The organism is Mesorhizobium sp. M0491, from assembly GCF_040321265.1.
In the GTDB taxonomy this organism is placed as follows: Bacteria; Pseudomonadota; Alphaproteobacteria; order Rhizobiales; family Rhizobiaceae; genus Mesorhizobium.
This window is the reverse complement of the sequence record NZ_JAMYRE010000001.1, coordinates 189,075-210,689: the sequence shown is the minus strand read 5'-3', so window position 1 is coordinate 210,689 and position 21,615 is coordinate 189,075. Positions and strand designations below refer to the sequence as shown.

The window sequence follows — 21,615 nt, the reverse complement described above, 5'->3', positions numbered from 1 at the left end:
TCTCACCCATGCGCAACCATCACATGGCGCACGGCGGTATAATCCTCGAGCGCATATAGCGACATGTCCTTGCCGTAGCCGGACTGCTTCAACCCGCCATGCGGCATCTCGTTGGTCAGCATGAAGTGGGTGTTGATCCAGGTGCAGCCATATTGCAGGCGGGCGGCCGTCGCCATGGCGCGCGACACGTCCTTGGTCCATACGGATGACGCCAGGCCGTAGTCGCTGTCGTTGGCCCAGTTCACCGCCTCGTCGACTTCCGAAAAACGGGTGATCGAGACGACCGGTCCGAACACTTCGCGGCGCACGATCTCGTCTTCCTGCAGGGCGCCGGCAACGACAGTCGGCTGGTAGTAGAAACCAGATCCCTCGCCCGGCTTGCCGCCGGTGGTGATCTCGATGTGCTTCAGTTCCGAGGCGCGCTCGACGAAGCTGGACACGCGGTCGCGCTGACGGCGCGAGATCAGCGGACCGATCTCGTTTTCGGTGTCGTCGGGACGGTTGTATTTGATGGTCGAGACGGCCGAGGAGAGATCGGCGACGAGCTTGTCATAGATCTTCCTGCCGGCGTAGATGCGGCAGGCGGCGGTGCAGTCCTGGCCGGCATTGTAATAGCCGAAGGCGCGCAGCCCGTTGACCACGGCGCCAAGATCGGCGTCGTCGAAGACGATGACCGGCGCCTTGCCGCCGAGTTCGAGATGCGTGCGCTTGACCGACTTGGCAGCTGCCTGCAGCACCTTCTTGCCGGTGGCGACATCGCCGGTGATCGAGATCATGTTGACCTTGGGATGGTTGATCAGCGTGTTGCCGACGCTGTCGCCGCGGCCGAGCACGACATTGACCACGCCTTCGGGCAAGATGTCCGCAAGGATTTTCGCCAGCTTCAGCGCCGTCAGCGGTGTCTGCTCGGACGGTTTGAAGACGACGGTGTTGCCGCCGGCGATCGCCGGCGCCAGCTTCCAGGCCATCATCATCAGCGGATAGTTCCACGGCGCGATGGAAGCGACGATGCCGATGGCGTCGCGGCGGACCATCGAAGTATGGCCGGGAATGTATTCGCCGGCGACGACGCCCGGCATCGAACGGACGGCTCCGGCGAAGAAGCGGTAGCAGTCGACGATCGCCGGGATTTCGTCATTGAGCACGGCGTTGATCGGCTTGCCGCAATTGAGCGCCTCGAGCGTGGCGAATTCCTTGGCATCGGCCTCGATGCGGTCGGCGATCTTCAGCAAATAGCCGGAGCGCTGCGCCGGCGTGGTGCGCGACCACAAGACGAACGCTTGTTCGGCGGCAGTGATCGCCGCCTCAATCTGTGCCTGGCTGGCCTCGGGCAGGCTGAGGATGGTCGCCCCGGTCTTTGGATTGAGGATCGGCTCCTCGGTTTCGGTGCCCTTCTCGAATCTCGAGCCGATCAGCATCTGGGTGTCCATAAGGTTTCTCCTTAACAGGAGCGAGTAGCGAGTAGCGAATAGCGAGTAGGGTTTGACTGTCGATCTTCCCTATTCGCTATTCGTCACTCCCTATTCGCTGATTTCATTTTCCACTGCCCGCAATCTGGTCGCCGTCGCGGGTGAGGTAATAGGCGGCAAGGATCGGCAGCAGCGTCACCAGCACCACGACCATGGCGACGACATTGGTCACCGGGCGCTGGCGCGGACGGATCAGCTCTTCCAGCATCCAGATCGGCAATGTCTGCTGCTGGCCGGCGGTGAAGGTGGTGACGATGACCTCGTCGAAGGACAGCGCGAAGGCCAGCATGCCGCCGGCAAGCAGCGCCGTGGCAATGTTGGGCAGCACGACATGTCGGAAGGTCTGAAAACCGTCGGCGCCGAGATCCATCGACGCCTCGATCATCGATCCGGAGGTGCGGCGAAAGCGGGCGACGGCATTGTTGTAGACGACGACGACGCAGAAGGTGGCGTGGCCGAGCACGATCGTCCAGAACGAGAACGGGATATCTGCCAGCGAAAAGGCCGAGCGCAGCGCGATGCCGGTGATGATGCCGGGCAGCGCGATCGGCAGGATGACCAGCAGCGAGATGGTTTCGCGGCCGAAGAATTTTGTCCGCGAAACCGCCGCCGAACAGAGCGTGCCGAGGACGAGCGCGATCGCCGTCGAGATCGCGGCAACCCTGACCGACAGCGACAATGCCTGCCAGACATCCGGCCGGTTCCAGGTGACGGCGAACCATTGCGTCGTCAGTCCTGGCGGCGGCCAGACGAAGCTCTTCTCCTCGGTGGTGAAGGCGTAGACGAAGATCAGCAGGATCGGCAGATGCAGGAACAGCAGGCCGCAGGCGGCGGCGATCTTCAGGCCGAGCGGCGCCGACTGGGAACCATCAGAGCGCATCGAAGGCCCCCATGCGCTTGGCGCCCCAGAGATAGAAGCCCATGATGACGATCGGCACCACGGTGAAGGCGGCGGCGAGCGGGATGTTGCCGGCCGTGCCTTGCTGCGAATAGACGGCTTGGCCGATGAACAGCCGCGAGGTGCCGATGATCTGCGGGATGATATAGTCGCCGAGCGTCAGCGAGAAGGTGAAGATCGAACCGGCGACGATGCCCGGCAGCGCCAGCGGGAACAGCACGTTGCGGAAGGTCTGGCCGGGCGAAGCGCCCAAATCGGACGAGGCCTCGACGAGATTGCCGGGCACGCGCTCGAGCGCCGCCTGTACCGGCAGGATCATGAACGGTAGCCAGACATAGACGAAGACGATGAAAGTGCCGGTGAACGATACCGACAGCGAATTGCCGCCGACGATCGGCAGCGACAGCCAGGCGTCGAGCACCCACAACAAATGCAGCTTGGCGAGGAGCCAGGTGAGGATGCCTTCCTTGGCCAGGATGAGCTTCCAGGCGTAGATCTTGACCAGATAGCTCGACCACAGCGGCAGCATGATGCCGAGATAGAACAAGGCCTTCCAGCGACCGCGCGCATAGCGCGCCGCGTAGTAGGCGATGGGGAAAGCGATGACGGCCGAGGCCAGCGTGACCAGAGCCGCCATCGTCACCGTGCGCAGGATGATATCGAGATTGGCGGCCTGGAACAGGTCACCATAGGTCTTGAGCGTGAACTCACGGTTGATGAGACCGGAAAACTCGTCGATGGAGAAAAAGCTCTGCGCCAGGAGCGCAAACAGCGAGCCGATATAGACGATGCCCAGCCAAAGCACCGGCGGCAGCAGCATGAGCAACAGCAGGACCTTCGGCTTGCGCCAGAAAAGGTCCGACAGCGCGCCACGCAGGCCGCCGCTGCCCGGCAGGATGGCGGGCGCGGGATTGGAGCTGAGCGCGGCGGTCGTCATGATGGAGCTCTGTACTCATGGAGGATGTATGAGAGGCCGAGATCCTTCACACCCCCCTCTGTCCTGCCGGACATCTCCCCCGCAAGGGGGGAGATCAGCAGCTTGTCCGCCTCACCGGCTCTGCAGCGTTGGAAGCTGGCGAAGCCAGTGGTAACAGCCAATCTCCCCCCTTGCGGGGGAGATGTCCGGCAGGACAGAGGGGGGTGCAATGCGCAAACCTTCATCATGCCGGCTCGTCCATCAGATGCAGGTGCTCGCGGTTGAAAGTCAGCACGACCGCCTCGCCTTCCCCAGGCAAGGCCGTGCCGGCCGGCACGATGGCGTGCAGTCGAAGGCCGTCGGCGTCGAGCGCCAGTTTTGTCGTGGCGCCGAGATAGTTGGTCGAGACGAGGCGGGCGGACACGCCTTCACCACTTGTGCCCCCGCTGGCCGCGCGGCCGACGCGAATGGATTCAGGGCGGAGACTCCCCCAGCGATGCTGGCCGGAATAACGCTGGACGAAATCCGGTGGCAGTACATTCGATGAGCCGACAAAATCGGCAACAAAACGCGTCTTCGGCCGCTGGTAGATATCCTCCGGCGTGCCGATCTGCATGATCTTGCCGTCGTTGAAAACGGCGACGCGGTCGGCCATCGACAGTGCTTCGCCCTGGTCGTGGGTGACGAAGACGAAGGTGATGCCGAGCGCCTTCTGCAGCGACTTCAGCTCCTCCTGCATGTTCTCGCGCAATTTGAGGTCGAGCGCGCCGAGCGGCTCGTCGAGCAGCAGCACCTTTGGCTGGTTGACCAGCGCACGGGCGAGCGCGACGCGCTGGCGCTGGCCGCCGGAAAGCTGGCCGGGGCGGCGGGCGCCATAGCCGGGCAGCCGCACCAGTGACAGCGCCTCTTCCGCCGCCTTGTGCCGCTGAACCTTGCCGACGCCCTTGACCATCAGCCCGTAGGCGACGTTGTCGAGCACGTTCAGATGCGGGAACAGCGCATAGTCCTGAAACACGGTGTTGACGTTGCGGCGATAGGGCGGAACGCCCTCGGCGCGTTCGCCGAAGATCGAGATCGAGCCCGATGTCGGCTGCTCGAAGCCGGCGATGAGGCGCAGGCAAGTGGTCTTGCCGGAACCGGACGGCCCGAGCATGGCGAAGAATTCCCCCGGCGCGATATCGAGATCGACCGCGTCGACGGCGCGCACGCTGCCGAAATGGCGCGAGGCTTTCTGGAAGGAGACGGCGGAGGTCATGGGCTGTCAGTCCGTTGCCGGTTTGGTGTGCTGATGTCGCGCGACGTCCTACCTCCCCCCTTATGGAGAGGTCGCGGCGAAGCCGCGGGTGGGGGTGCCTCGAAAAACGCCGAGCCGACCCCACCCCGACGCTATGCGTCGACCCTCCCCACGAGAGGGAGGGTAAGAAAAATCACCGCCCGCCGATGACGCCGATATAGTCCGACACCCAGCGGTAGTAGGGCACGCACTGGTCGTTCTGGGTGGTGCATTTCGACACCGGCGTCTTCCAGAACTTGATCTTGTCGAAATTCTCGTAGCCGTTGGTCTTGCAGCCTTCGTCGGTCAAAAGCTCGTTGCCCTTGCAGGCGGCGGGCACGACGGGCAGCGAACCGAACCAGGCCGAGACATCGCCCTGCACCTTGGGCGACAGCGAATGTTCCATCCACATATAGGCGCAGTTTGGGTTGGCCGAATCGGCTTCCATCATCGTGGTGTCGGCCCAACCGGTGGCGCCCTCCTCCGGGATGGTGGACGCGACCGGCTTCTTGGCGGCGACCAGCGTGTTGACCTGATACGGCCACGAGCCGGAAGCGACGACGCCTTCGTTCTGGAAATCGTCGACCTGAATGGCGGCGTCGTGCCAATAGCGGCCGACCAGCGTGCGCTGGACGCGCAGCAATTCCAGCGCAGCCTTGTACTGATCCTCGTTCAGTTCGTAGGGGTCCTTGATGCCGAGTTCCGGCTTGTGGAACATCAGATAGTTGGCGGCATCCGCGATGTGGATCGGCCCGTCATAGGCTTGGACGCGGCCCTTGTTGGACTTGCCGTCAGGCAGCTTCATTTCCTCGAAGACGATGTTCCAGCTCTTGGGAGCCTCCTTGAACACGTCGGTGTTGTACATGAGGACGTTCGGGCCCCACTGGTAAGGAACGCCGTAATGGGCGCCGCCGACGGTGAACCACGGCGCGTCCTTGAGGCGCTCGTCGACCGTCTTCCAGCTCGGGATGAGATCGGTGTTGATCGGCTGCACGCGCTTGCCGGCAACGAGGCGCAGCGAGGCATCGCCTGAAGCGGTGACGAGGTCGAAGCCGCCCTCATTCATCAGCGAGACCATCTCGTCGGAGGTGTTGGCGGTCTTGACGTTGACCTTGCAGCCGGTCTCCTTCTCGAAGGAGGTCACCCAGTCATAGCCCTTGTCGGTTTCGCCGCGCTCGATATAGCCCGGCCAGGCAACGATGTTGACCTGGCCTTCGCCCTTGCCAAGTTCCTTGACCTGGGCGACGGCCTGACCGGAAAAGGTCAGCGCGACCGTCAGAGCAGTGCATGACTTCAGGAATGAATTCATTGTCGATCTCCCATTTAGGCGCCTGACCCTGAAAGCCGGTTTCGGTCTTCGCTAGGGGTCACGCGCGGACTGAAAACTGTCAGTTCGTCCGTTGGGCTTGATGCCGCTCTGATGGCGGCTTTGGTCCCTGGACCGAAAGTGCTTTGAAAACTCCGGTTTCGCAAATTCATTTATCAGAAGGGCGATATCGGTTTTTCCGATAGGTGGGCAGTCGATCTCTCAGGGACGCTGGCGGACCGTCCGTTGCGACTGGGCAAGGCCGATGAAATCGCGCGCCGCCTGCGGCAGACCGGAGCCGCGCCGCCAGACCATGCCGACCTGGACCACCGGCAAGGAGCCGGAAATGTCGCGCGATTCGATGCGGTCGCCTTCCAGCGACCAGGGCCGGTAGACGAGGTCGGGCAGCAGCGCCACACCGGCGCCGGTGGCGACCAGACTGCGCACGGCCTCCACGGAACGGGTGCGGAAGGCGACATGCGGCTTGGCGCCGATCGCCGTCAGCAGCTTGCCGGTATTCTCCTCGATCTCGTCGACGGTCAGCATGATCAGCGTTTCGGAGGCAATGTCGCCAATGCCGATGATGTCGGCGCCGACGAGCGGATGACCGAGCGGCAGCCACAGCCGATAGGCCGAGACTTCGAGGATTTCCGACTGCAACGCGGTGCGGTCGCGCAAATTGGAGGTGACCATGACGGCAATGTCGAGCTTGCCGCCGATCAGGAGGTGTTCGAGATAATCGCCATTGTCCTCGATGGCAGAGACCTCGACGCCGGGATAGGCGCGGCGGTAGCGGGCGAGCAGATCCGACAGCACATAGCCGGCGACCAGTGAGGTGACGCCGAGCTGCAGCCGGCCGGCCGCCACCGTCTGCTCGCCCGAGAAAGAGCGGCGCGCGTCGGAAACGTCCGCGAGAATCTTCGTCGCGTGGCGCAGGAACTGGTGGCCCTTGTGGGTGATGTTGAGGCCACGCGGATGGCGTTCGAACAGTTCGACGCCGAGATCGCTTTCGAGCTCCTTGATCGCTTCGGTGACCGACGATTGCGAGATTGACAGGTTCTGCGCGGCGCCCGAGACCGTGCCTTGCTCGGCGACGGCGATGAAGAACTGCAACTGGCGGATGGTGAAAGCCATGGCCGGACTAAACACGGCGGACGCGATGCTGGGAAGTGGCAACCGGCGAACACTTGACGGCTTCGCCAATCGTAACTAACTAAGTTACATGAAGCGCAACAGCCGACTGTCCTCGACCTTGCACATTCTCGTCCACATGGCCGAGAAGCCCGAACAGGCGCTGACCTCCGAGCAGCTTGCCACCTTCATCCACACCAATCCGGTTGTGGTCCGTCGCACCATCGCAGGCTTGCGCGATGCCGGCATCGTCACCTCGTCGCGCGGGCACGGTGGCGGCTGGCTGCTCGGGCGGGCGCCCGAGAAAATATCCTTGGCCGAGATCAGCGTCGCCCTTGGCGAGACGCTGCTGCCGTTCAGCACCGAGCCGGAAAGCCCCGGCTGCCTCGTCGAGCAGGCGGTGATCGCCGTGCTCGACGATTTTCGCATCGCCGCCGAAAAGCTGCTGGCGGAGAAACTGAGCCGCATCACGCTGGCCGACCTGACCGCCGATTTCCGCCGCCGTTTTGACCTCATTGGAGTCTCCAGCCATGCAGTATGATCTTGCCGTCGTCGGCGGCAGCTTTGCCGGCCTGTCCGCCGCCATCCAGGTGGCGCGCGCAGGACGCAAGGTGCTGGTGATCGACGCCGGCCAGCCGCGCAACCGCTTTGCCGAGCATTCGCACGGCTTCCTCGGACATGACGGGCGCGCGCCCGGCGCAATCCTGGATGACGCAAGGCGGCAGCTGCTGGCCTATCCGACAGCCAGGGTTGTCGACAGGCGTGCGGACAAGGCCGTTGCTGCTGACAGCAGCGATTTCGAAATCGCCACCGACGGCGGCGAGACATTCGGCGCCACACGGCCGGTGCTGGCCACCGGGGTGCGCGATATCCTGCCGGAGGTTGCCGGTCTTGCCGAGCTCTGGGGCAGAAAAGTGCTGCACTGCCCCTATTGCCACGGCTACGAGGTTTCCGGCGGGCCGCTCGGCGTGCTCGCAACCGGCCCGATGTCCCTGCATCAGGCGCAATTGATCGCCGATTGGGGCGATGTCACGCTGTTCGGCAACGGCCTGTTCGAGCCTGACACAGAGCAGATGCGCGCGCTGGAGAGCCGAAAGGTGCGGTTTGAGCCCACCAGCGTTGCCGAGCTGCGGGAAGACGGCTCCGGCGGGTTGATCGTCCACCTCGACGATAGCCGAAAGGCCGGCGTCAGGGCGATGTTCACCGCACCGCGCAACACCATGGCCAGCCCGCTGGCCGAACAGCTCGGCTGCGGCTTCACCGAAGGCCTTCTCGGTCCGATAATCACCGTCGATGACAGGCAGCAGACGACCGTGCCCGGCGTCTACGCCGCCGGCGACGCGGCACGTTCGATGCACAACATCGCCTTTGCGGTATCGGCTGGCACCTTTGCGGGCGTCTGCGCCCACCAGTCGCTGGTGTTTAGCTAAAACCCGGCTTCCTCGTCGGCGATGCTAAGCCGCGCGCCGGCCTGCGCAAGGGCGGCGGCCAGGTCGTGCGGCGGCGAGCGATCGGTGGCGAGTTCGGAAAAGCTGTCGAAGCCGCAGACCTGGACCAGACCAAGACGGCCGAATTTCGAGTGATCGGTGATGACCAGGGACCGCTGGCCGCGCGACAGCACCATGCGGGCGAACTCGGCTTCATCCAGATCAAAATCCATGACGCCCATCACCGCGTCGACGCCGCCGGTGGAAATGATGGCGTGGCTGACCGAAAAACGACTGACAAAATCGATTGCCGAGGCGCCGAAAGCAGCGCCGGAATCGCTGCGCAGCTCGCCGCCCGCCATATAGACCTTGTTGCCGTTGATGGTGGCCAGCGTGCGGGCAATATCCGAGGAATTGGTGACGACCGTCAGGCGCCGGTGGCCAAGCAGTTCACGCGCAAGGAACGAGGTCGTCGTGCCGGTGTCGAGCATGATCGATTCGCCGTCGCGTATGGTGGCGGCGACCATGCGGGCAATGACGCGCTTGGCGTCGGCGTTCTCACGCATACGCCGCTCGAACGGCGCTTCGCCGATCATCGACGGCAGGCCGATGGCGCCATGCATCTTGAGGACAGAGCCATCACCAGTCAGTGGCTTGACGTCGCGGCGCACTGTCTCGAGCGACACGCCCAGCCGGTCGGCCAGACTGGCGATGGTGACGGTGCCCTCTTCCTGCAGGAGACGCAGGATCTCGCCGTGTCGTTTGGACTGGGCCATCTGGTTTCCCGAACTGATGCTCCTGACCGATTCTAAGGTAATTCAAGTGCTTTTAAAGGAACTACCTTATGCTTTCGGGCAAAATACCCAAAAAAAGTCACACCTTTTTATTGACAAGCGGGCAACCCGGGCGTGAAATCAAAGACATCAACAGGCTTCAGATCTGCGACTGGGGGCAGAGCCGCAACTCAGTGGTCAGGCCGTTTGGAACGTGCCTGTACAAGGAATTTTCAGATCCGCGGGGGCGGATGCCGGGCTCAAAAACCTGGCCAAGGGGCTCGTCGGTGCGGTGCGGGATACCGATCCTGGCGTCCCGCACCGACGAGAGTATTTACGTTTCTCCCCGCCGTCGTTGCGCTGTTCACGGCGCCTTGTCGAAGCCCAGCAAACCAGGGATGATTCCGTGACCGCCGAAGATCGCATCCGCGCCCTGCCCTGCTGGACCGGTGGCATCGAGATCGCACCGCTGCCCGGCGGCCTGAGCAACGCGAATTATGTGGTCACGGACGCGGCCGGACGACATGTCGTGCGCTTCGGCAAGGACTATCCGTTCCACCATGTCTTTCGCGAGCGCGAGGTTATGACCGCGCGGGCGGCGCATGCCGCCGGTTTCGCGCCAGCCGTCCACCATGCCGAACCGGGCATACTGGTAACGGAATTTCTCGGTGCGAAAACCTATCTGGCGGAAGACGTGCGCGCCAATCTCGGCCGCGTCGCGGCTCTGATGCGCGCCTTCCACCGGGAGATGCCCAATCACGTTTCCGGCGCCGGCTTCATGTTCTGGGTGTTCCATGTCATCCGCGACTATGCGCGCACGCTTGAAGAGGGCGGGAGCCGCAAGCGCAGCGACTTGCCGCGCCTTTTGACACTGGCCGACGAACTGGAGCGCGCGCAGAAGCTGCTGCCGATCGTCTTTGGCCACAATGATCTGCTGCCGGCCAACATTCTCGATGACGGCAACAGGCTGTGGCTGATCGACTTCGAATATGCCGGTTTCAACACGGCGATGTTCGACCTCGCAGGCGCCGCCTCCAACGCCGGCATGAGCGACGAGGAATCCTTCGCCTTCCTGACAGCCTACTTCATGAAGGAGCCGGACGATGCGATCCGCCGTTCGCACGCGGCCATGCAATGCGCCTCGCTGCTGCGCGAGGCGATGTGGAGCATGGTCTCCGAGCTCTATCTCGACGCGCCAGGCATCGACTACGTCGCCTACACCGAGGAAAACCTCGTCCGGCTCGACGCGGCACTTGAAAACTACCGGACAAAATACGGGATACAGAAATCATGACATTGCCGAGCCAGGCCGCCATCGTCGTCATCGGCGGCGGCATCATCGGCTGTTCGACGGCCTATCATCTGGCGCGCGACCATAAGGCTGACGTGGTGCTGCTGGAGCAGGGCAAGCTGACCTCGGGTTCGACCTGGCATGCGGCCGGCCTTGTCGGGCAATTGCGCTCGTCGGCGTCTATCACCCGCGTGCTGAAATACTCCGTCGACCTCTACAAGGGACTGGAGGCCGAGACCGGTCTCGCCACCGGCTGGAAGATGACCGGCTGCCTCAGGCTCGCCACCAATGCCGACCGCTGGACGGAGTACAAAAGGCTGGCGACAACAGCAAAAAGCTTCGGCATGGACATGCAATTGCTGTCGCCGGACGAGGTGAAAAGAATGTGGCCGCTGCTGGAGACCGGCGATCTCGTCGGCGCCTCCTGGCTGCCGACCGATGGCCAGGCGAGCCCCTCCGACATCACGCAGTCGCTGGCCAAGGGCGCGCGCATGCATGGCGCCAAACTGTTCGAGGATGTCCGTGTCACCGGCTTCGAAATGAAGGACGGCCGCATCACGGCGGTGAAGACCAGCAAGGGCGACATCGCCTGCGACAAGGTGGTCAACTGTGCGGGCCAATGGGCGCGGCAAGTGGGGGCCATGGCCGGCATCAACGTGCCGCTTCAGCCGGTGAAGCACCAGTACATCATCACCGAGAAGATCGACGGTCTGGCGACCGACGCGCCGACCATCCGCGACCCTGACCGACGCACCTATTTCAAGGAGGAAGTCGGCGGGCTGGTGATGGGCGGCTATGAGCCGAACCCGCAGGCCTGGGCGACTGGTCTCCCCGGCGGCGACGTACCCAATGATTGGGAGTTCAGGCTGTTCGACGACGACTACGACCATTTCGAGCAGCACATGAGCCAAGCGATCGCGCGCGTGCCGGCGCTGGAAACCGTCGGCGTCAAGCAGATGATCAACGGGCCGGAGAGTTTTACGCCGGACGGCAATTTCATTCTCGGCACAGCGCCCGAATGTGCCAACATGTTCGTCGGCGCCGGCTTCAACGCCTTCGGCATCGCCTCGGGCGGCGGCGCCGGCTGGGTGCTGGCGCAGTGGGTGGTCGACGGCGAAGCACCGCTCGACCTTTGGGTGGTCGACATCAGGCGCTTTTCCAACCTGCACCGCGACCGTCAGTGGGTCCGCGACCGCACGCTGGAGGCCTATGGCAAGCACTATACGATCGGCTTCCCGCATGAGGAGTATGCCAGCGGGAGGCCCCGTATCCTCTCGCCGCTCTACGACAGGCTGAAACAGCAAAATGCTGTGTTCGGCTCGAAGCTCGGCTGGGAGCGGCCGAACTGGTTCGCGCCCGAAGGCGTCGAGCCGCAGGACATCTATTCGATGGGCCAGCAGAACTGGTTCGCGGCGGTCGGCGACGAACACCGTCATGTGCGCGAAAAGGTTGGCATATTCGATCAATCCTCCTTCGCCAAATACGAGTTGAGCGGGCCCGATGCGCTGAAGGCGCTGGACTGGATCTGCGCCAACGACGTCAGCAAACCGGTCGGCCGGCTGACCTACACGCAGCTTCTCAACACGCGCGGCGGTATCGAGGCTGATCTCACTGTGGCGAGGCTGGCCGAGGAGAAATTCTACATCGTCACCGGCACAGGTTTCCGCACGCATGATTTCTCATGGATCAGCGATCATATCGGCGAAGGGCTCGACGCCAGGCTTGTCGACGTCACCGAGGATTTCGGCACGCTGTCGCTGATGGGTCCTCGGGCGCGCGACGTGCTCTCGGCGGCGACCGGAGCCGACGTGTCGAATGCCGGCTTCCCGTTCGGCCATGTGCATGAGATTGCCATCGCCGGCCACACGGTTCGGGCGCTGCGCGTCACCTATGTCGGCGAACTCGGCTGGGAACTGCATGTGCCGATCGCGGCCACCGGCGAAGTCTTCGACGCGCTGCTGGCGGCAGGCGAGAAGCATGACATCCGCCCGGTCGGCTATCGGGCGCTGGAATCGCTAAGGCTGGAAAAAGGCTATCGCGCCTGGGGCTCCGACATCACCCCCAACGACACGCCGCAGGAAGCCGGGCTCGGTTGGGCGGTCAAGCTGCGCAAGAACACCGATTTCGTTGGACGGCGCGCGCTGGAGAAGACCAGCGGCGCGGCACTGAAGAAACGCTTTGCCGGCTTCACGGTCGACGACCCCGAGATCGTGCTGCTCGGTCGCGAAACCATACTGCGCAATGGCGATCCGGTCGGTTATCTCAGCAGCGGTGGTTATGGCTACACGCTGGGCAAGACCATCGGCTACGGCTATGTGCGCAACGCCGACGGGGTGAGCGACGATTTTCTGGTCTCGGGCGACTATGAACTGGTGGTTGCGATGGAGAGGACACCGGCCAAGATCCATCTCGAGCCGATGTACGACCCGGCAGGCGCCAGGGTCAAAGCGTAGGTCAGGTCACGCGCAGTGCGAGACCGCGGCTGGGCACGGTGTCGGCTTCGCCCGGCATGGAGACGTAAGGGCGCGTTTCCTCGACGCGGGTGACGAGGCCTTGCACCTCGATCTCGCCGACACGCGTGGCAAAGCCGGCATCCCACAGCGTGTTCTTGACCGTCAGCACGATCACGCCGCCCGGGCGGCAGATGCGGATTAGCTCGTCCAGCCCCTCGACGCCGACATGGCCCGAGGTGAAGACGCCGGCCGAGATGATCCCGGCATAGGCATCATCGGCAAAGGGCAGATGACCGCCGAGCGCCAGGCAATGGAGCGCGGAATAGACGCCCTTGCGGGCCGCCTGATCCAGCATGCCTTGTGAAATATCGAGTGCCTCGACTTGCGGGTAACCAGCAATATCAAGCCATTCGCCGATGAGCCCGGTGCCGGCCCCGGCATCGAGCAGCGGTGCTGAACCGCGCGGCAGATGGCGGGCCAGCAAGGCAAGGCAGATCGTCGGATGGCGATAGCCGGCGGCCGACATGTCGGCGTCATAGGTTTCCGACCAGCGATCATAGAGTGCGGCCACCTCTTCGGGCCGCTTTGCCGCGTAGGCCGCGCCGAGCGCGCCATGATGTTTGCTGTCCGCCACTTTTATCCAGTCCGCCAATTTTTGATCTCGCAGTGATGATAGCCAAAGCGCGAAAATTGTGGAACCGTCGCTGCGACAAATAACGGCGTGGGGGCGCAGGCATGGTGACTGACGAGGCGCGTGCGGCACTGGACGCCATTCCCATGCTGGCCGGCTACAGCGGGCCGCTGGAACGGCTGGGCGGCCTCACCAACCTCGTCTTCAAGGCCGGCGACTTCTGCCTGCGCATTCCCGGCAAGGGCACCGAGGAATACATCAACCGGGCCAACGAAGCAGTGGCTGCACGCGAAGCGGCAAAGGCAGGGGTCAGTCCCGAGGTGCTGCATGTCGACCCCGGCACCGGGGTGATGGTGACACGCTACATCGCCGGCGCCGAAACGATGTCGCCGGAGAAATTCCGGACACGTCCGGGCAGTCCGGCCCGCGCCGGCGAGGCCTTTCGCAAGCTGCACGATTCAGGCGCGGTGTTTCCCTTCCGCTTCGAATTGTTCGCGATGATCGACGATTACCTCAAGGTGCTGTCCACCAAGGAGGTCGCCCTGCCCGCCGGTTATCATGACGTGGTGCGCGACGCCGAGAGCGTGCGCTCGGCGCTGGCCGCCTATCCGCTGCCGCTCGTTGCCTGCCACTGCGATCCGCTGTGCGAGAACTTTCTCGATACCGGCGAGCGGATGTGGATCGTCGACTGGGAGTATTCGGGCATGAATGACCCACTCTGGGACCTTGGCGACCTCAGCGTGGAAGGCAAATTCGACACGGGGCAGGATGAGGAGATGATGCGCGCCTATTTCGGCGGCGAGGCCAAGCCGGCGGAGCGCGGCCGCATCGTCATCTACAAGGCGATGTGCGACCTGTTGTGGACGCTGTGGGGGCTGATCCAGCTCGCCAACAACAATCCGGTCGATGATTTTCGCGCCTATGCCGACGGTCGGTTCGCGCGCTGCAAGGCGCTGATGGAGACGACGGAGTTTTCACGGCACCTGGCGGCGATACGTCAGGGCTGAGCCTACTAATTCACGCCCTTCGGCACGTTTTCGGGCGGCACCGCAGTCTCGACCACTTTCTGGCGGTGGAAGATGAACAGGCCGGCCAGAACGACGATGCCCGAGCCGATCAGTATGCGCGGGCCTGGCACGTCGCCGAAGAATGCCAGTCCGAACACCACCGCCCACAGCAGCAGCGTGTAGTGCAGCGGCGCCAATGTCGAAGCCGGCGCCAGCTTGAGCGCCCTGGTGATCATCAGATGCGCGCCGCAGGAGACGATGCCGAGCAGCAGCATGGCGCCGAGATCGAGCGCCGACGGCGTCTGCCAGGCGCCGATGGTCAGCACACCCCCGACCAGCAGCGTGCCGATAGTCTGCCATGTCACCAGATTGGTGTCGCTGGTGCCGCGCAGCCGGCGGTTGAGGATGATGGCGAAGGCGAAGGAGATGCTGCCCACCAGCGCAAAGCCCGACGACAGCGAGAACGCCGCCGAGGACGGTTTCAGCATGATCAAAACGCCGCAGAAGCCGAGCAGGATCGCCATCCAGCGGCGCCAACCGACCTTTTCGCCAAGCAAGAGGTGCGAGAGCGCCGCAACGTAGATCGGCCCGGCCATGTAGAAACTCATGACATCGGCAAGCGGCAGATAGACCACGGCGGCATAAAAGAGCGCGGTGTCGAGCGTGGTCATGACAACGCGCAGCAGCTGCAGCTCCAAGCGCTCCATGCGAAACAGCTTGGCCGTGCCTTGATGGGCAATCATCGGGCCAAGCACGAAAAAGGCGCCGATGGAGCGGATCAGCACCACCTGACCGACGGAGAAGCTGGCGACCAGCCACTTGCCCATGGCGTCGTTCAGCGCAAACAGGAAGTCGCCGGCCAGCATCAGCAGAATGCCGGCCAGAAGCACATTCCTGATCGTCGAATTCTGCGCCACGGGCTGCGTCATGCCGATCCCGATTCCTCCCTAGTAAGCCGCGTCGTAGACGGAAGCGGCGGCTTTGACGAGGAGAATTCGGGCAATGGGTAAGACCAGCGCCAGGAATCGGCTGTATCTAGCTGGATATGTGCCGCCGGTTCACCATTCCCGGCCTTCCGTCGATGGACAGCCTGGTTTCCTGCTTCGTCCGCTCCGCCACCACCTTGCCCCTGGCGATGACGCACAGGCGCTCGGCGCGCAAGCGCAGGGCTTCGACCGGATTGCCGGCATCGAGGACGACAAGGCTGGCGCGCTTGCCGACCGCCAGGCCGAGATGATCGAGGCCCATGATCGCGGCATTGACGTTGGTGACCATGTCGAAGCAGCGCGCCATCTCGGCCGGGCTCGACATCTGAGCAACGTGCAGACCCATGAAGGCGACATCGAGCATGTCGGCGGTGCCAAGCGAATACCAGGGATCGAGCACGCAATCCTGGCCCCAGCCGACGCGAATGCCGAGCGCCAGCATCTCCTTGACCCGAGTCAGGCCGCGGCGCTTCGGGAAGGTGTCGTGGCGGCCCTGCAGCATGATGTTGATCAGCGGATTGGGAATGACCGAGACGCCGGCCTCGGCGATCAGCGGCAGCAGCTTCGAGACGTAGTAATTGTCCATCGAATGCATCGATGTGAGATGCGAGCCGGCCACCCTGTTTTGCAGACCAAGGCGCTGCGTCTCATAGGCAAGCTGTTCGATGTGACGCGACAGCGGGTCGTCGGTCTCGTCGCAATGCAGGTCGACCATCAGGCCGCGTTTGGCCGCGATCTCGCACAGCTCCGTTACCGAACGCGTGCCGTCGGCCATGGTGCGCTCGAAATGGGGGATGCCGCCGACAATGTCGACGCCCATGTCCAATGCGCGGATGGTGTTCTCACGTGCCGTCGGCGAGCGGTAGAACCCGTCCTGCGGGAAGGCGACCAGTTGCAGGTCGATATAGGGGGCGACCGTCTTCTTGACCTCGAGCAGCGCCTCGACCGCCAGCAGCCTGTCATCGCAGACATCGACATGGGTGCGGATTGCGAGCAGGCCCATCGACACCGCCCAGTCGCAATAGGCCAATGCGCGATCACGCACCGCCTCATGCGTCAAAAGCGGCTTCAACTCGCCCCATAGCGAAATGCCTTCGAGCAGCGTACCCGACGCGTTGATGCGCGGAATGCCGTATGAGAGCGTCGCGTCCATGTGGAAATGCGGATCGACGAAGGGCGGCGAGACCAGATTGCCACGGGCGTCGATCTCGGTTCGCGCGGAACCCTGCATAACGGGCTCGATCGCTGCGATCGTCTCACCGCTGATGCCTATGTCGGCAACCCTGCCATCAGGCAGCGTGCCGCCGCGAACGATAAGGTCGAAATCCATCTGTCGTCATCCCGTCAAAAGAATCATCTGATATAGCCGAGGCTGAAAATCGCATCCCGTCGATGCCGCTTGCAACAGCGGTTTGTCCGCGGCGGCCGCGGATGGTTCCATCCGGCCGCAACTCCCTCTATAAGCCGCCTTCGTTGTCCCGGTTTCAAGGATCCGCCGTTTGTTTCGTTTCTTCCGCTCGACGGAAAACCAGCGCCTCGTTGCGAGGTTGATCCGGGAATCCTTTTACCAGCACAGGTTTGGCTACGGCGCCGCGATCTTGTCCATGCTTGTGGTGGCCGCCACGACCGGCGCCAGCGCCTGGATTCTCAAAGAGATCACCGACGAATTCGTGGTCTTCAAGCGGATTGACCGCGTCAACCTGATTGCGGCGGGGGTCGCCACGATCTTCATTCTCAAGGGTCTCGCCAACTTCATCCAGGCTTATTTCATGAGCCGGGTCGGCAACGCCATTATCGCCGATCGCCAGCGCAAGATCTACGACCGCATCCTGGCGCAAGGCATCGAATTCTACCATTCGACCTCGTCGTCCGACCTGATCACACGCATGACCAACAATGCGCAGGCTGCGCGCAACGTGCTCGACCTCGTTGTCACGTCCTATGTGCGCGACCTGTTGTCGCTGGTTGTCCTGGTAGGAGTCATGGTCTGGCAGCAGCCAGCCTTGTCCATAATCTGCTTTGTCGTCGGCCCCTTGGCTATCTACGGGGTCAACCGCATCCTCAAACGTGTTCGCAAGTTCGCCGCGATGGAGTTTCGCTCGGTCGGCCAGATCGTGCAGGTGATGCAGGAAACTGCAATCGGCGTGCGCGTCGTCAAATCCTTCAACCTCGAAGGCGCAATGCGCAACCGCATGTACAAGGCCGTGTCGGACGTCGAGAACCGGGCCAACAACATCGCGACGCTGGAGGCTGCGACAAGCCCGGTGATGGAGACGCTGGCCGGACTGGCAATTGCCGGGGCCATCTTCGTCAGCGGCTTCCTGGTCTTGCAAGGCGGCCAGATGCCTGGAAACATCATGGCCTTCATCGGGGCGCTCCTGTTCGCCTATGAGCCGGCAAAGCGCCTTGCGCGCGTGCGCATATCGCTGGAAAGCGGCATTGTCGGCGTGCGCATGATGTTCGAGCTCGCCGACCAGCCGCTGACTCTGGTCGAGAAGCCGGACGCGAAGCCGCTTCTGGCCGGACCGGGCGAGATCCGGTTCGACGCCGTCGACTTCGCTTATCAGAACGGGCCGCCGGTGCTGGACAGGTTCGATCTGACGCTTGCGCCCGGCAAGATGACGGCGCTGGTCGGGCCTTCCGGCGGCGGCAAGTCGACGATTCTAAACCTGATCATGCGCATGTACGACCCGAAGAGCGGCAAGGTGCTGTTCGATGGTCAGGATATTTCCCATGCAACGCTCGCATCGCTGCGGGAAAAGATCGCCTATGTCAGCCAGGACACGTTCCTGTTTGCCGGCACCATCATGCACAACATCCGGCTTGGGCGCGAGGGTGCGACCGACGAAGAGGTGATCGCCGCCGCCAAGGCGGCCAACGCCCATGATTTCATCAGCGCGCAGGCGAAAGGCTACGAGACGGATGTCGGCGAGAATGGCGGCCTGCTGTCGGGCGGCCAACGCCAACGGATCTCGATCGCACGCGCCATGCTGCGCAATGCCGAGATCCTGCTTCTGGACGAAGCGACCAGCGCGCTCGATGCCGAATCGGAAGCACTGTTCCGCGACGCGCTGCAGCAATTGACGGAAGGCCGCACGACGATCGTTATCGCGCACCGTCTGTCGACCGTGCACCAGGCTGACACGATCGTGGTGCTCGAAGCCGGCAAGGTGGTGGAAAGCGGCCCGCACAAGACCTTGCTCAAGCAGGGCGGGCTCTACCAGAAGCTTTATGAGTATCAGTTGATGCCCTGATGGTGTTCCGGATGTTGGAGCCAGGCGCCCTCATCCGGCCCTTCGGGCCACCTTCTCCCCGAGGGGAGAAGAGATCGTCAGCGCCGGCGCCAGCCTCTTCTCCCTAGCGGGGAGAAGAGGCCGCGTAGCGGCCGGATGAGGGGGCCTGGGCGCGAACCTTATTCCGGCACGAACCTGACAGCCCCCTTGGCCGCGCTGGTCGCCATCGCGGCATAGGCGCGCAAGGCGGTCGTCACCTTGCGCTTGCGCTTTTCCTCTGGCTTCCAGGCCAGGGCGCCCCTGGCCTCCATCGCCGCCCGGCGCGCAGCGAGCTCCGCGTCATCGACAGCAAGGCGGATGCTGCGGTTCGGGATGTCGATCTCGATCGTATCGCCCTCCTGCACCAACCCGATCAGCCCGCCTTCGGCGGCTTCCGGCGACGCATGGCCGATCGACAGGCCCGAGGTGCCGCCGGAGAAGCGGCCGTCGGTGACCAGAGCGCAGGCCTTGCCGAGCCCTTTCGACTTCAGATAGCTGGTTGGATAAAGCATTTCCTGCATGCCTGGGCCGCCGCGCGGCCCTTCATAGCGGATGACGACCACATCGCCGGCCTTGATCTCGTTGGACAGGATCGCCTTGACGCTGGAATCCTGGCTTTCGAAGACGCGGGCCGGGCCGGTGAACTTCAGGATCGATTCATCGACGCCGGCCGTCTTCACGATGCAGCCGTCGAGAGCCAGATTGCCTTTCAGCACGGCGAGGCCGCCGTCCTTGGAAAAGGGATGTTCGGTCGAGCGGATGACGCCTTTCTCGCGGTCGAGATCGAGCTCGTCCCAGCGGCGATCCTGGCTGAAAGCGACCTGTGTCGGCACGCCACCAGGGGCGGCGAGGAAGAAATCGCGCACACTCTGGCTGGTCGTGCGGGAAATATCCCAATGGTCGAGCGCTTCGCCCAGCGTTCGCGTATGGACCGTCGGCAGGTCGCGGTTGAGCAGGCCGGCATTGTCGAGCTGGCCGAGGATGGCCATGATGCCGCCGGCGCGGTGGACGTCTTCCATGTGGACGTCGGACTTGGCCGGAGCAACCTTGCACAGCACCGGCACCTTGCGCGACAGCGCGTCGATGTCGTCCTGATCGAAATCAATCTCGCCCTCATGCGCGGCAGCCAGGATGTGCAGCACGGTGTTGGTCGAGCCGCCCATGGCGATGTCGAGCGTCATGGCGTTCTCGAAGGCGCCCTTCGAGGCGATGTTGCGCGGCAGCGCGGTTTCGTCGTCCTGCTCGTAATAGCGCTGAGCGAGATCGACGATCAAGTGGCCGGCCTCGACGAACAACCGCTTGCGGTCGGCGTGGGTAGCCAGCGTCGAGCCATTGCCCGGCAACGAAAGGCCCAGCGCCTCGGTCAGGCAATTCATCGAATTGGCGGTGAACATGCCCGAGCAGGAGCCGCAGGTCGGGCAGGCCGAGCGCTCGATGACCTTGACGTCCTCGTCGGAAATTCGGTCGTCGGCGGCCGCGACCATGGCATCGACCAGGTCGAGCGCCTGCGTCTTGCCGGCCAGAACCACCTTGCCGGCTTCCATGGGACCGCCGGAAACGAAGACGGTCGGGATGTTGAGGCGCAACGAGGCCATCAGCATGCCGGGCGTGATCTTGTCGCAATTGGAGATGCAGACCATGGCATCGGCACAGTGAGCGTTGACCATGTACTCGACCGAGTCGGCGATCAATTCGCGCGACGGCAGCGAATAGAGCATGCCGTCATGGCCCATGGCGATGCCGTCGTCGACGGCGATGGTGTTGAATTCCTTGGCGACGCCGCCGGCCTTCTCGATCTCGCGCGCGACCAACTGGCCGAGATCCTTGAGATGGACATGGCCCGGCACGAACTGGGTGAAGGAGTTGACCACCGCGATGATCGGCTTGCCGAAATCCGAGTCCTTCATGCCGGTGGCGCGCCAGAGGCCGCGAGCGCCGGCCATGTTGCGGCCATGGGTGGTGGTGCGGGAGCGATAGGCAGGCATGTTTTTTCCTTGGTGGCTGGCCACAGCCAAGCATGGCGCGGCAGAGCTGAATTCGGACCGCAGGCGTTATAGACGCGCAAGCCCGGTCTGGCCACAATTTTGCAATGCGCCAGATTCTCTCAAAAAAAATGCGTGGCACTGTCGGATGGCGCACTGCATGCCCGTCCTTGGGCAGACGGCATGGAAATGGCACCGCGTTCGGAGTCAGCCGTTTCGCCGTAACGCAACCAAAACCACCCGAGGAGCACGACATGCAAAAGATCACCACCTGCCTGTGGTTCGACGGCCAGGCCGAAGAGGCCATGAATTTCTACGTCTCCATCTTCAAGAATTCGAAGGTGCTGAGCGTAATGCGCTGGCCCGAAGGCCACGCCGATGAAGGCAAGGTGCTGGTGACCACGTTCGAACTCGACGGGGTGCAGTTCCAGGCGCTCAATGGTGGACCGCAATTCAAGCACACCGAGGCGATGTCGCAGTCGATCGACTGCAAGACGCAGGAAGAGGTGGATTACTTCTGGGACAAGCTCATCGAAGGTGGCGGCCAACCGTCGCAATGCAGCTGGCTGAAGGATAAATTCGGCGTCTCCTGGCAGGTTGTGCCGGAGCAGCTGCCGCGCCTGCTGCTGGATCCGGACCGGGCCAAGGCCGGCCGCGTGATGTCGGCGATGATGCAGATGAGCAAGATCGACATCGCCAAGATCGAGGAAGCCGCTAGAGGATAGTCAAGGGTCGCGCCGCCCCTCATCTGCCCTTCGAGCACCTTCTCCCCGTGAACGGAGAGAAGGAAAAACTGGCGC

General features: G+C 63.3%; 18 protein-coding genes. 7 read left to right on the top strand and 11 right to left on the bottom strand.

Annotated features, from left to right (window positions below; translation table 11 throughout):
• Positions 1-2 precede the first annotated feature (2 nt).
• The 6 genes from NKI69_RS00930 to NKI69_RS00905 form a co-directional block, all read right to left on the bottom strand.
• Positions 3-1,430 carry a gamma-aminobutyraldehyde dehydrogenase gene (locus NKI69_RS00930; RefSeq protein WP_023811679.1) on the bottom strand — a complete coding sequence of 476 codons (1,428 nt, stop codon included), beginning with the start codon at positions 1,428-1,430 and terminating at the stop codon, positions 3-5.
• Positions 1,431-1,533: 103 nt separating this feature from the next.
• A complete protein-coding gene (locus NKI69_RS00925; RefSeq protein ID WP_023811678.1) occupies positions 1,534-2,349 on the bottom strand; it encodes an ABC transporter permease in 816 nt (271 codons plus the stop codon).
• Entirely contained in the window at positions 2,339-3,304 is a 966-nt protein-coding gene (locus tag NKI69_RS00920; protein WP_023811677.1) for an ABC transporter permease, read from the bottom strand. Before NKI69_RS00920 ends, NKI69_RS00925 begins: the two co-directional genes overlap by 11 nt.
• A 223-nt stretch (positions 3,305-3,527) precedes the next feature.
• Complete coding sequence (locus NKI69_RS00915; RefSeq protein ID WP_023811675.1) at positions 3,528-4,538, bottom strand: ABC transporter ATP-binding protein; 1,011 nt, start codon at positions 4,536-4,538, stop codon at positions 3,528-3,530.
• A gap of 172 nt (positions 4,539-4,710) precedes the next feature.
• Entirely contained in the window at positions 4,711-5,865 is a 1,155-nt protein-coding gene (locus NKI69_RS00910) for an ABC transporter substrate-binding protein (RefSeq protein WP_023811674.1), read from the bottom strand.
• Positions 5,866-6,084: 219 nt separating this feature from the next.
• Entirely contained in the window at positions 6,085-6,996 is a 912-nt protein-coding gene (locus tag NKI69_RS00905; protein ID WP_023811673.1) for a LysR family transcriptional regulator, read from the bottom strand.
• An 88-nt stretch (positions 6,997-7,084) separates the two neighbouring features.
• Between NKI69_RS00905 and NKI69_RS00900 the strand changes: the two genes are divergently transcribed.
• Complete coding sequence (locus NKI69_RS00900; protein ID WP_023811672.1) at positions 7,085-7,534, top strand: RrF2 family transcriptional regulator; 450 nt, start codon at positions 7,085-7,087, stop codon at positions 7,532-7,534.
• A complete protein-coding gene (locus NKI69_RS00895) occupies positions 7,524-8,423 on the top strand; it encodes an NAD(P)/FAD-dependent oxidoreductase (RefSeq protein WP_352719595.1) in 900 nt (299 codons plus the stop codon). Before NKI69_RS00900 ends, NKI69_RS00895 begins: the two co-directional genes overlap by 11 nt.
• Here NKI69_RS00895 and NKI69_RS00890 read toward each other — a convergent pair.
• Entirely contained in the window at positions 8,420-9,196 is a 777-nt protein-coding gene (locus NKI69_RS00890; protein ID WP_127290028.1) for a DeoR/GlpR family DNA-binding transcription regulator, read from the bottom strand. The two genes, NKI69_RS00895 and NKI69_RS00890, sit on opposite strands and share 4 nt — an antisense overlap.
• A 403-nt stretch (positions 9,197-9,599) precedes the next feature.
• On the opposite strand from NKI69_RS00890, the gene NKI69_RS00885 reads away from it, so the two are divergent.
• Both NKI69_RS00885 and NKI69_RS00880 read left to right on the top strand, forming a co-directional pair.
• Positions 9,600-10,487, top strand: coding sequence for a phosphotransferase family protein (locus tag NKI69_RS00885; RefSeq protein ID WP_128304831.1), 888 nt, complete (start codon positions 9,600-9,602; stop codon positions 10,485-10,487).
• Positions 10,484-12,937, top strand: coding sequence for a GcvT family protein (locus tag NKI69_RS00880; protein WP_352551067.1), 2,454 nt, complete (start codon positions 10,484-10,486; stop codon positions 12,935-12,937). Before NKI69_RS00885 ends, NKI69_RS00880 begins: the two co-directional genes overlap by 4 nt.
• A gap of 1 nt (position 12,938) precedes the next feature.
• On the opposite strand, the gene NKI69_RS00875 is transcribed toward NKI69_RS00880, so the two are convergent.
• Complete coding sequence (locus NKI69_RS00875) at positions 12,939-13,571, bottom strand: class I SAM-dependent DNA methyltransferase (protein WP_352551068.1); 633 nt, start codon at positions 13,569-13,571, stop codon at positions 12,939-12,941.
• A 101-nt stretch (positions 13,572-13,672) separates the two neighbouring features.
• On the opposite strand from NKI69_RS00875, the gene NKI69_RS00870 reads away from it, so the two are divergent.
• Positions 13,673-14,575 (top strand): phosphotransferase family protein, encoded by a 903-nt coding sequence (locus tag NKI69_RS00870; RefSeq protein WP_023811666.1) that lies wholly within the window; start codon positions 13,673-13,675, stop codon positions 14,573-14,575.
• A 5-nt stretch (positions 14,576-14,580) separates the two neighbouring features.
• On the opposite strand, the gene NKI69_RS00865 is transcribed toward NKI69_RS00870, so the two are convergent.
• Both NKI69_RS00865 and NKI69_RS00860 read right to left on the bottom strand, forming a co-directional pair.
• Positions 14,581-15,504, bottom strand: a complete 924-nt coding sequence (locus NKI69_RS00865) for a DMT family transporter (protein WP_023811665.1) — start codon at positions 15,502-15,504, stop codon at positions 14,581-14,583.
• A gap of 106 nt (positions 15,505-15,610) precedes the next feature.
• On the bottom strand, positions 15,611-16,891 hold the full coding sequence (locus NKI69_RS00860) for an amidohydrolase family protein (RefSeq protein ID WP_352439719.1): 1,281 nt from the start codon (positions 16,889-16,891) through the stop codon (positions 15,611-15,613).
• Positions 16,892-17,060: 169 nt separating this feature from the next.
• On the opposite strand from NKI69_RS00860, the gene NKI69_RS00855 reads away from it, so the two are divergent.
• On the top strand, positions 17,061-18,815 hold the full coding sequence (locus NKI69_RS00855; protein WP_128363991.1) for an ABC transporter ATP-binding protein: 1,755 nt from the start codon (positions 17,061-17,063) through the stop codon (positions 18,813-18,815).
• 158 nt (positions 18,816-18,973) lie between these two features.
• Here NKI69_RS00855 and ilvD read toward each other — a convergent pair whose 3' ends face one another.
• The gene (gene ilvD, locus NKI69_RS00850) at positions 18,974-20,818 is read right to left on the bottom strand and encodes a dihydroxy-acid dehydratase (protein ID WP_023811662.1); all 1,845 of its coding nucleotides are present in this window, start codon (positions 20,816-20,818) and stop codon (positions 18,974-18,976) included.
• A 251-nt stretch (positions 20,819-21,069) separates the two neighbouring features.
• Here ilvD and NKI69_RS00845 point away from each other — a divergent pair, with 251 nt between their 5' ends.
• The gene (locus NKI69_RS00845) at positions 21,070-21,540 is read left to right on the top strand and encodes a VOC family protein (protein ID WP_027039696.1); all 471 of its coding nucleotides are present in this window, start codon (positions 21,070-21,072) and stop codon (positions 21,538-21,540) included.
• The last annotated feature ends 75 nt before the right edge of the window (positions 21,541-21,615 follow it).

Coding starts and splice junctions, on each gene's coding strand:
- NKI69_RS00900 (WP_023811672.1), top strand. CDS start 7,085: ATGAAGCGCAACAGCCGACTGTCCTCGACCTTGCACATTCTCGTCCAC.
- NKI69_RS00865 (WP_023811665.1), bottom strand. CDS start 15,504: ATGACGCAGCCCGTGGCGCAGAATTCGACGATCAGGAATGTGCTTCTG.
- NKI69_RS00925 (WP_023811678.1), bottom strand. CDS start 2,349: ATGCGCTCTGATGGTTCCCAGTCGGCGCCGCTCGGCCTGAAGATCGCC.
- NKI69_RS00870 (WP_023811666.1), top strand. CDS start 13,673: ATGGTGACTGACGAGGCGCGTGCGGCACTGGACGCCATTCCCATGCTG.
- NKI69_RS00920 (WP_023811677.1), bottom strand. CDS start 3,304: ATGACGACCGCCGCGCTCAGCTCCAATCCCGCGCCCGCCATCCTGCCG.
- NKI69_RS00915 (WP_023811675.1), bottom strand. CDS start 4,538: ATGACCTCCGCCGTCTCCTTCCAGAAAGCCTCGCGCCATTTCGGCAGC.
- ilvD (WP_023811662.1), bottom strand. CDS start 20,818: ATGCCTGCCTATCGCTCCCGCACCACCACCCATGGCCGCAACATGGCC.
- NKI69_RS00905 (WP_023811673.1), bottom strand. CDS start 6,996: ATGGCTTTCACCATCCGCCAGTTGCAGTTCTTCATCGCCGTCGCCGAG.
- NKI69_RS00910 (WP_023811674.1), bottom strand. CDS start 5,865: ATGAATTCATTCCTGAAGTCATGCACTGCTCTGACGGTCGCGCTGACC.
- NKI69_RS00930 (WP_023811679.1), bottom strand. CDS start 1,430: ATGGACACCCAGATGCTGATCGGCTCGAGATTCGAGAAGGGCACCGAA.
- NKI69_RS00890 (WP_127290028.1), bottom strand. CDS start 9,196: ATGGCCCAGTCCAAACGACACGGCGAGATCCTGCGTCTCCTGCAGGAA.
- NKI69_RS00860 (WP_352439719.1), bottom strand. CDS start 16,891: ATGGATTTCGACCTTATCGTTCGCGGCGGCACGCTGCCTGATGGCAGG.
- NKI69_RS00880 (WP_352551067.1), top strand. CDS start 10,484: ATGACATTGCCGAGCCAGGCCGCCATCGTCGTCATCGGCGGCGGCATC.
- NKI69_RS00895 (WP_352719595.1), top strand. CDS start 7,524: ATGCAGTATGATCTTGCCGTCGTCGGCGGCAGCTTTGCCGGCCTGTCC.
- NKI69_RS00845 (WP_027039696.1), top strand. CDS start 21,070: ATGCAAAAGATCACCACCTGCCTGTGGTTCGACGGCCAGGCCGAAGAG.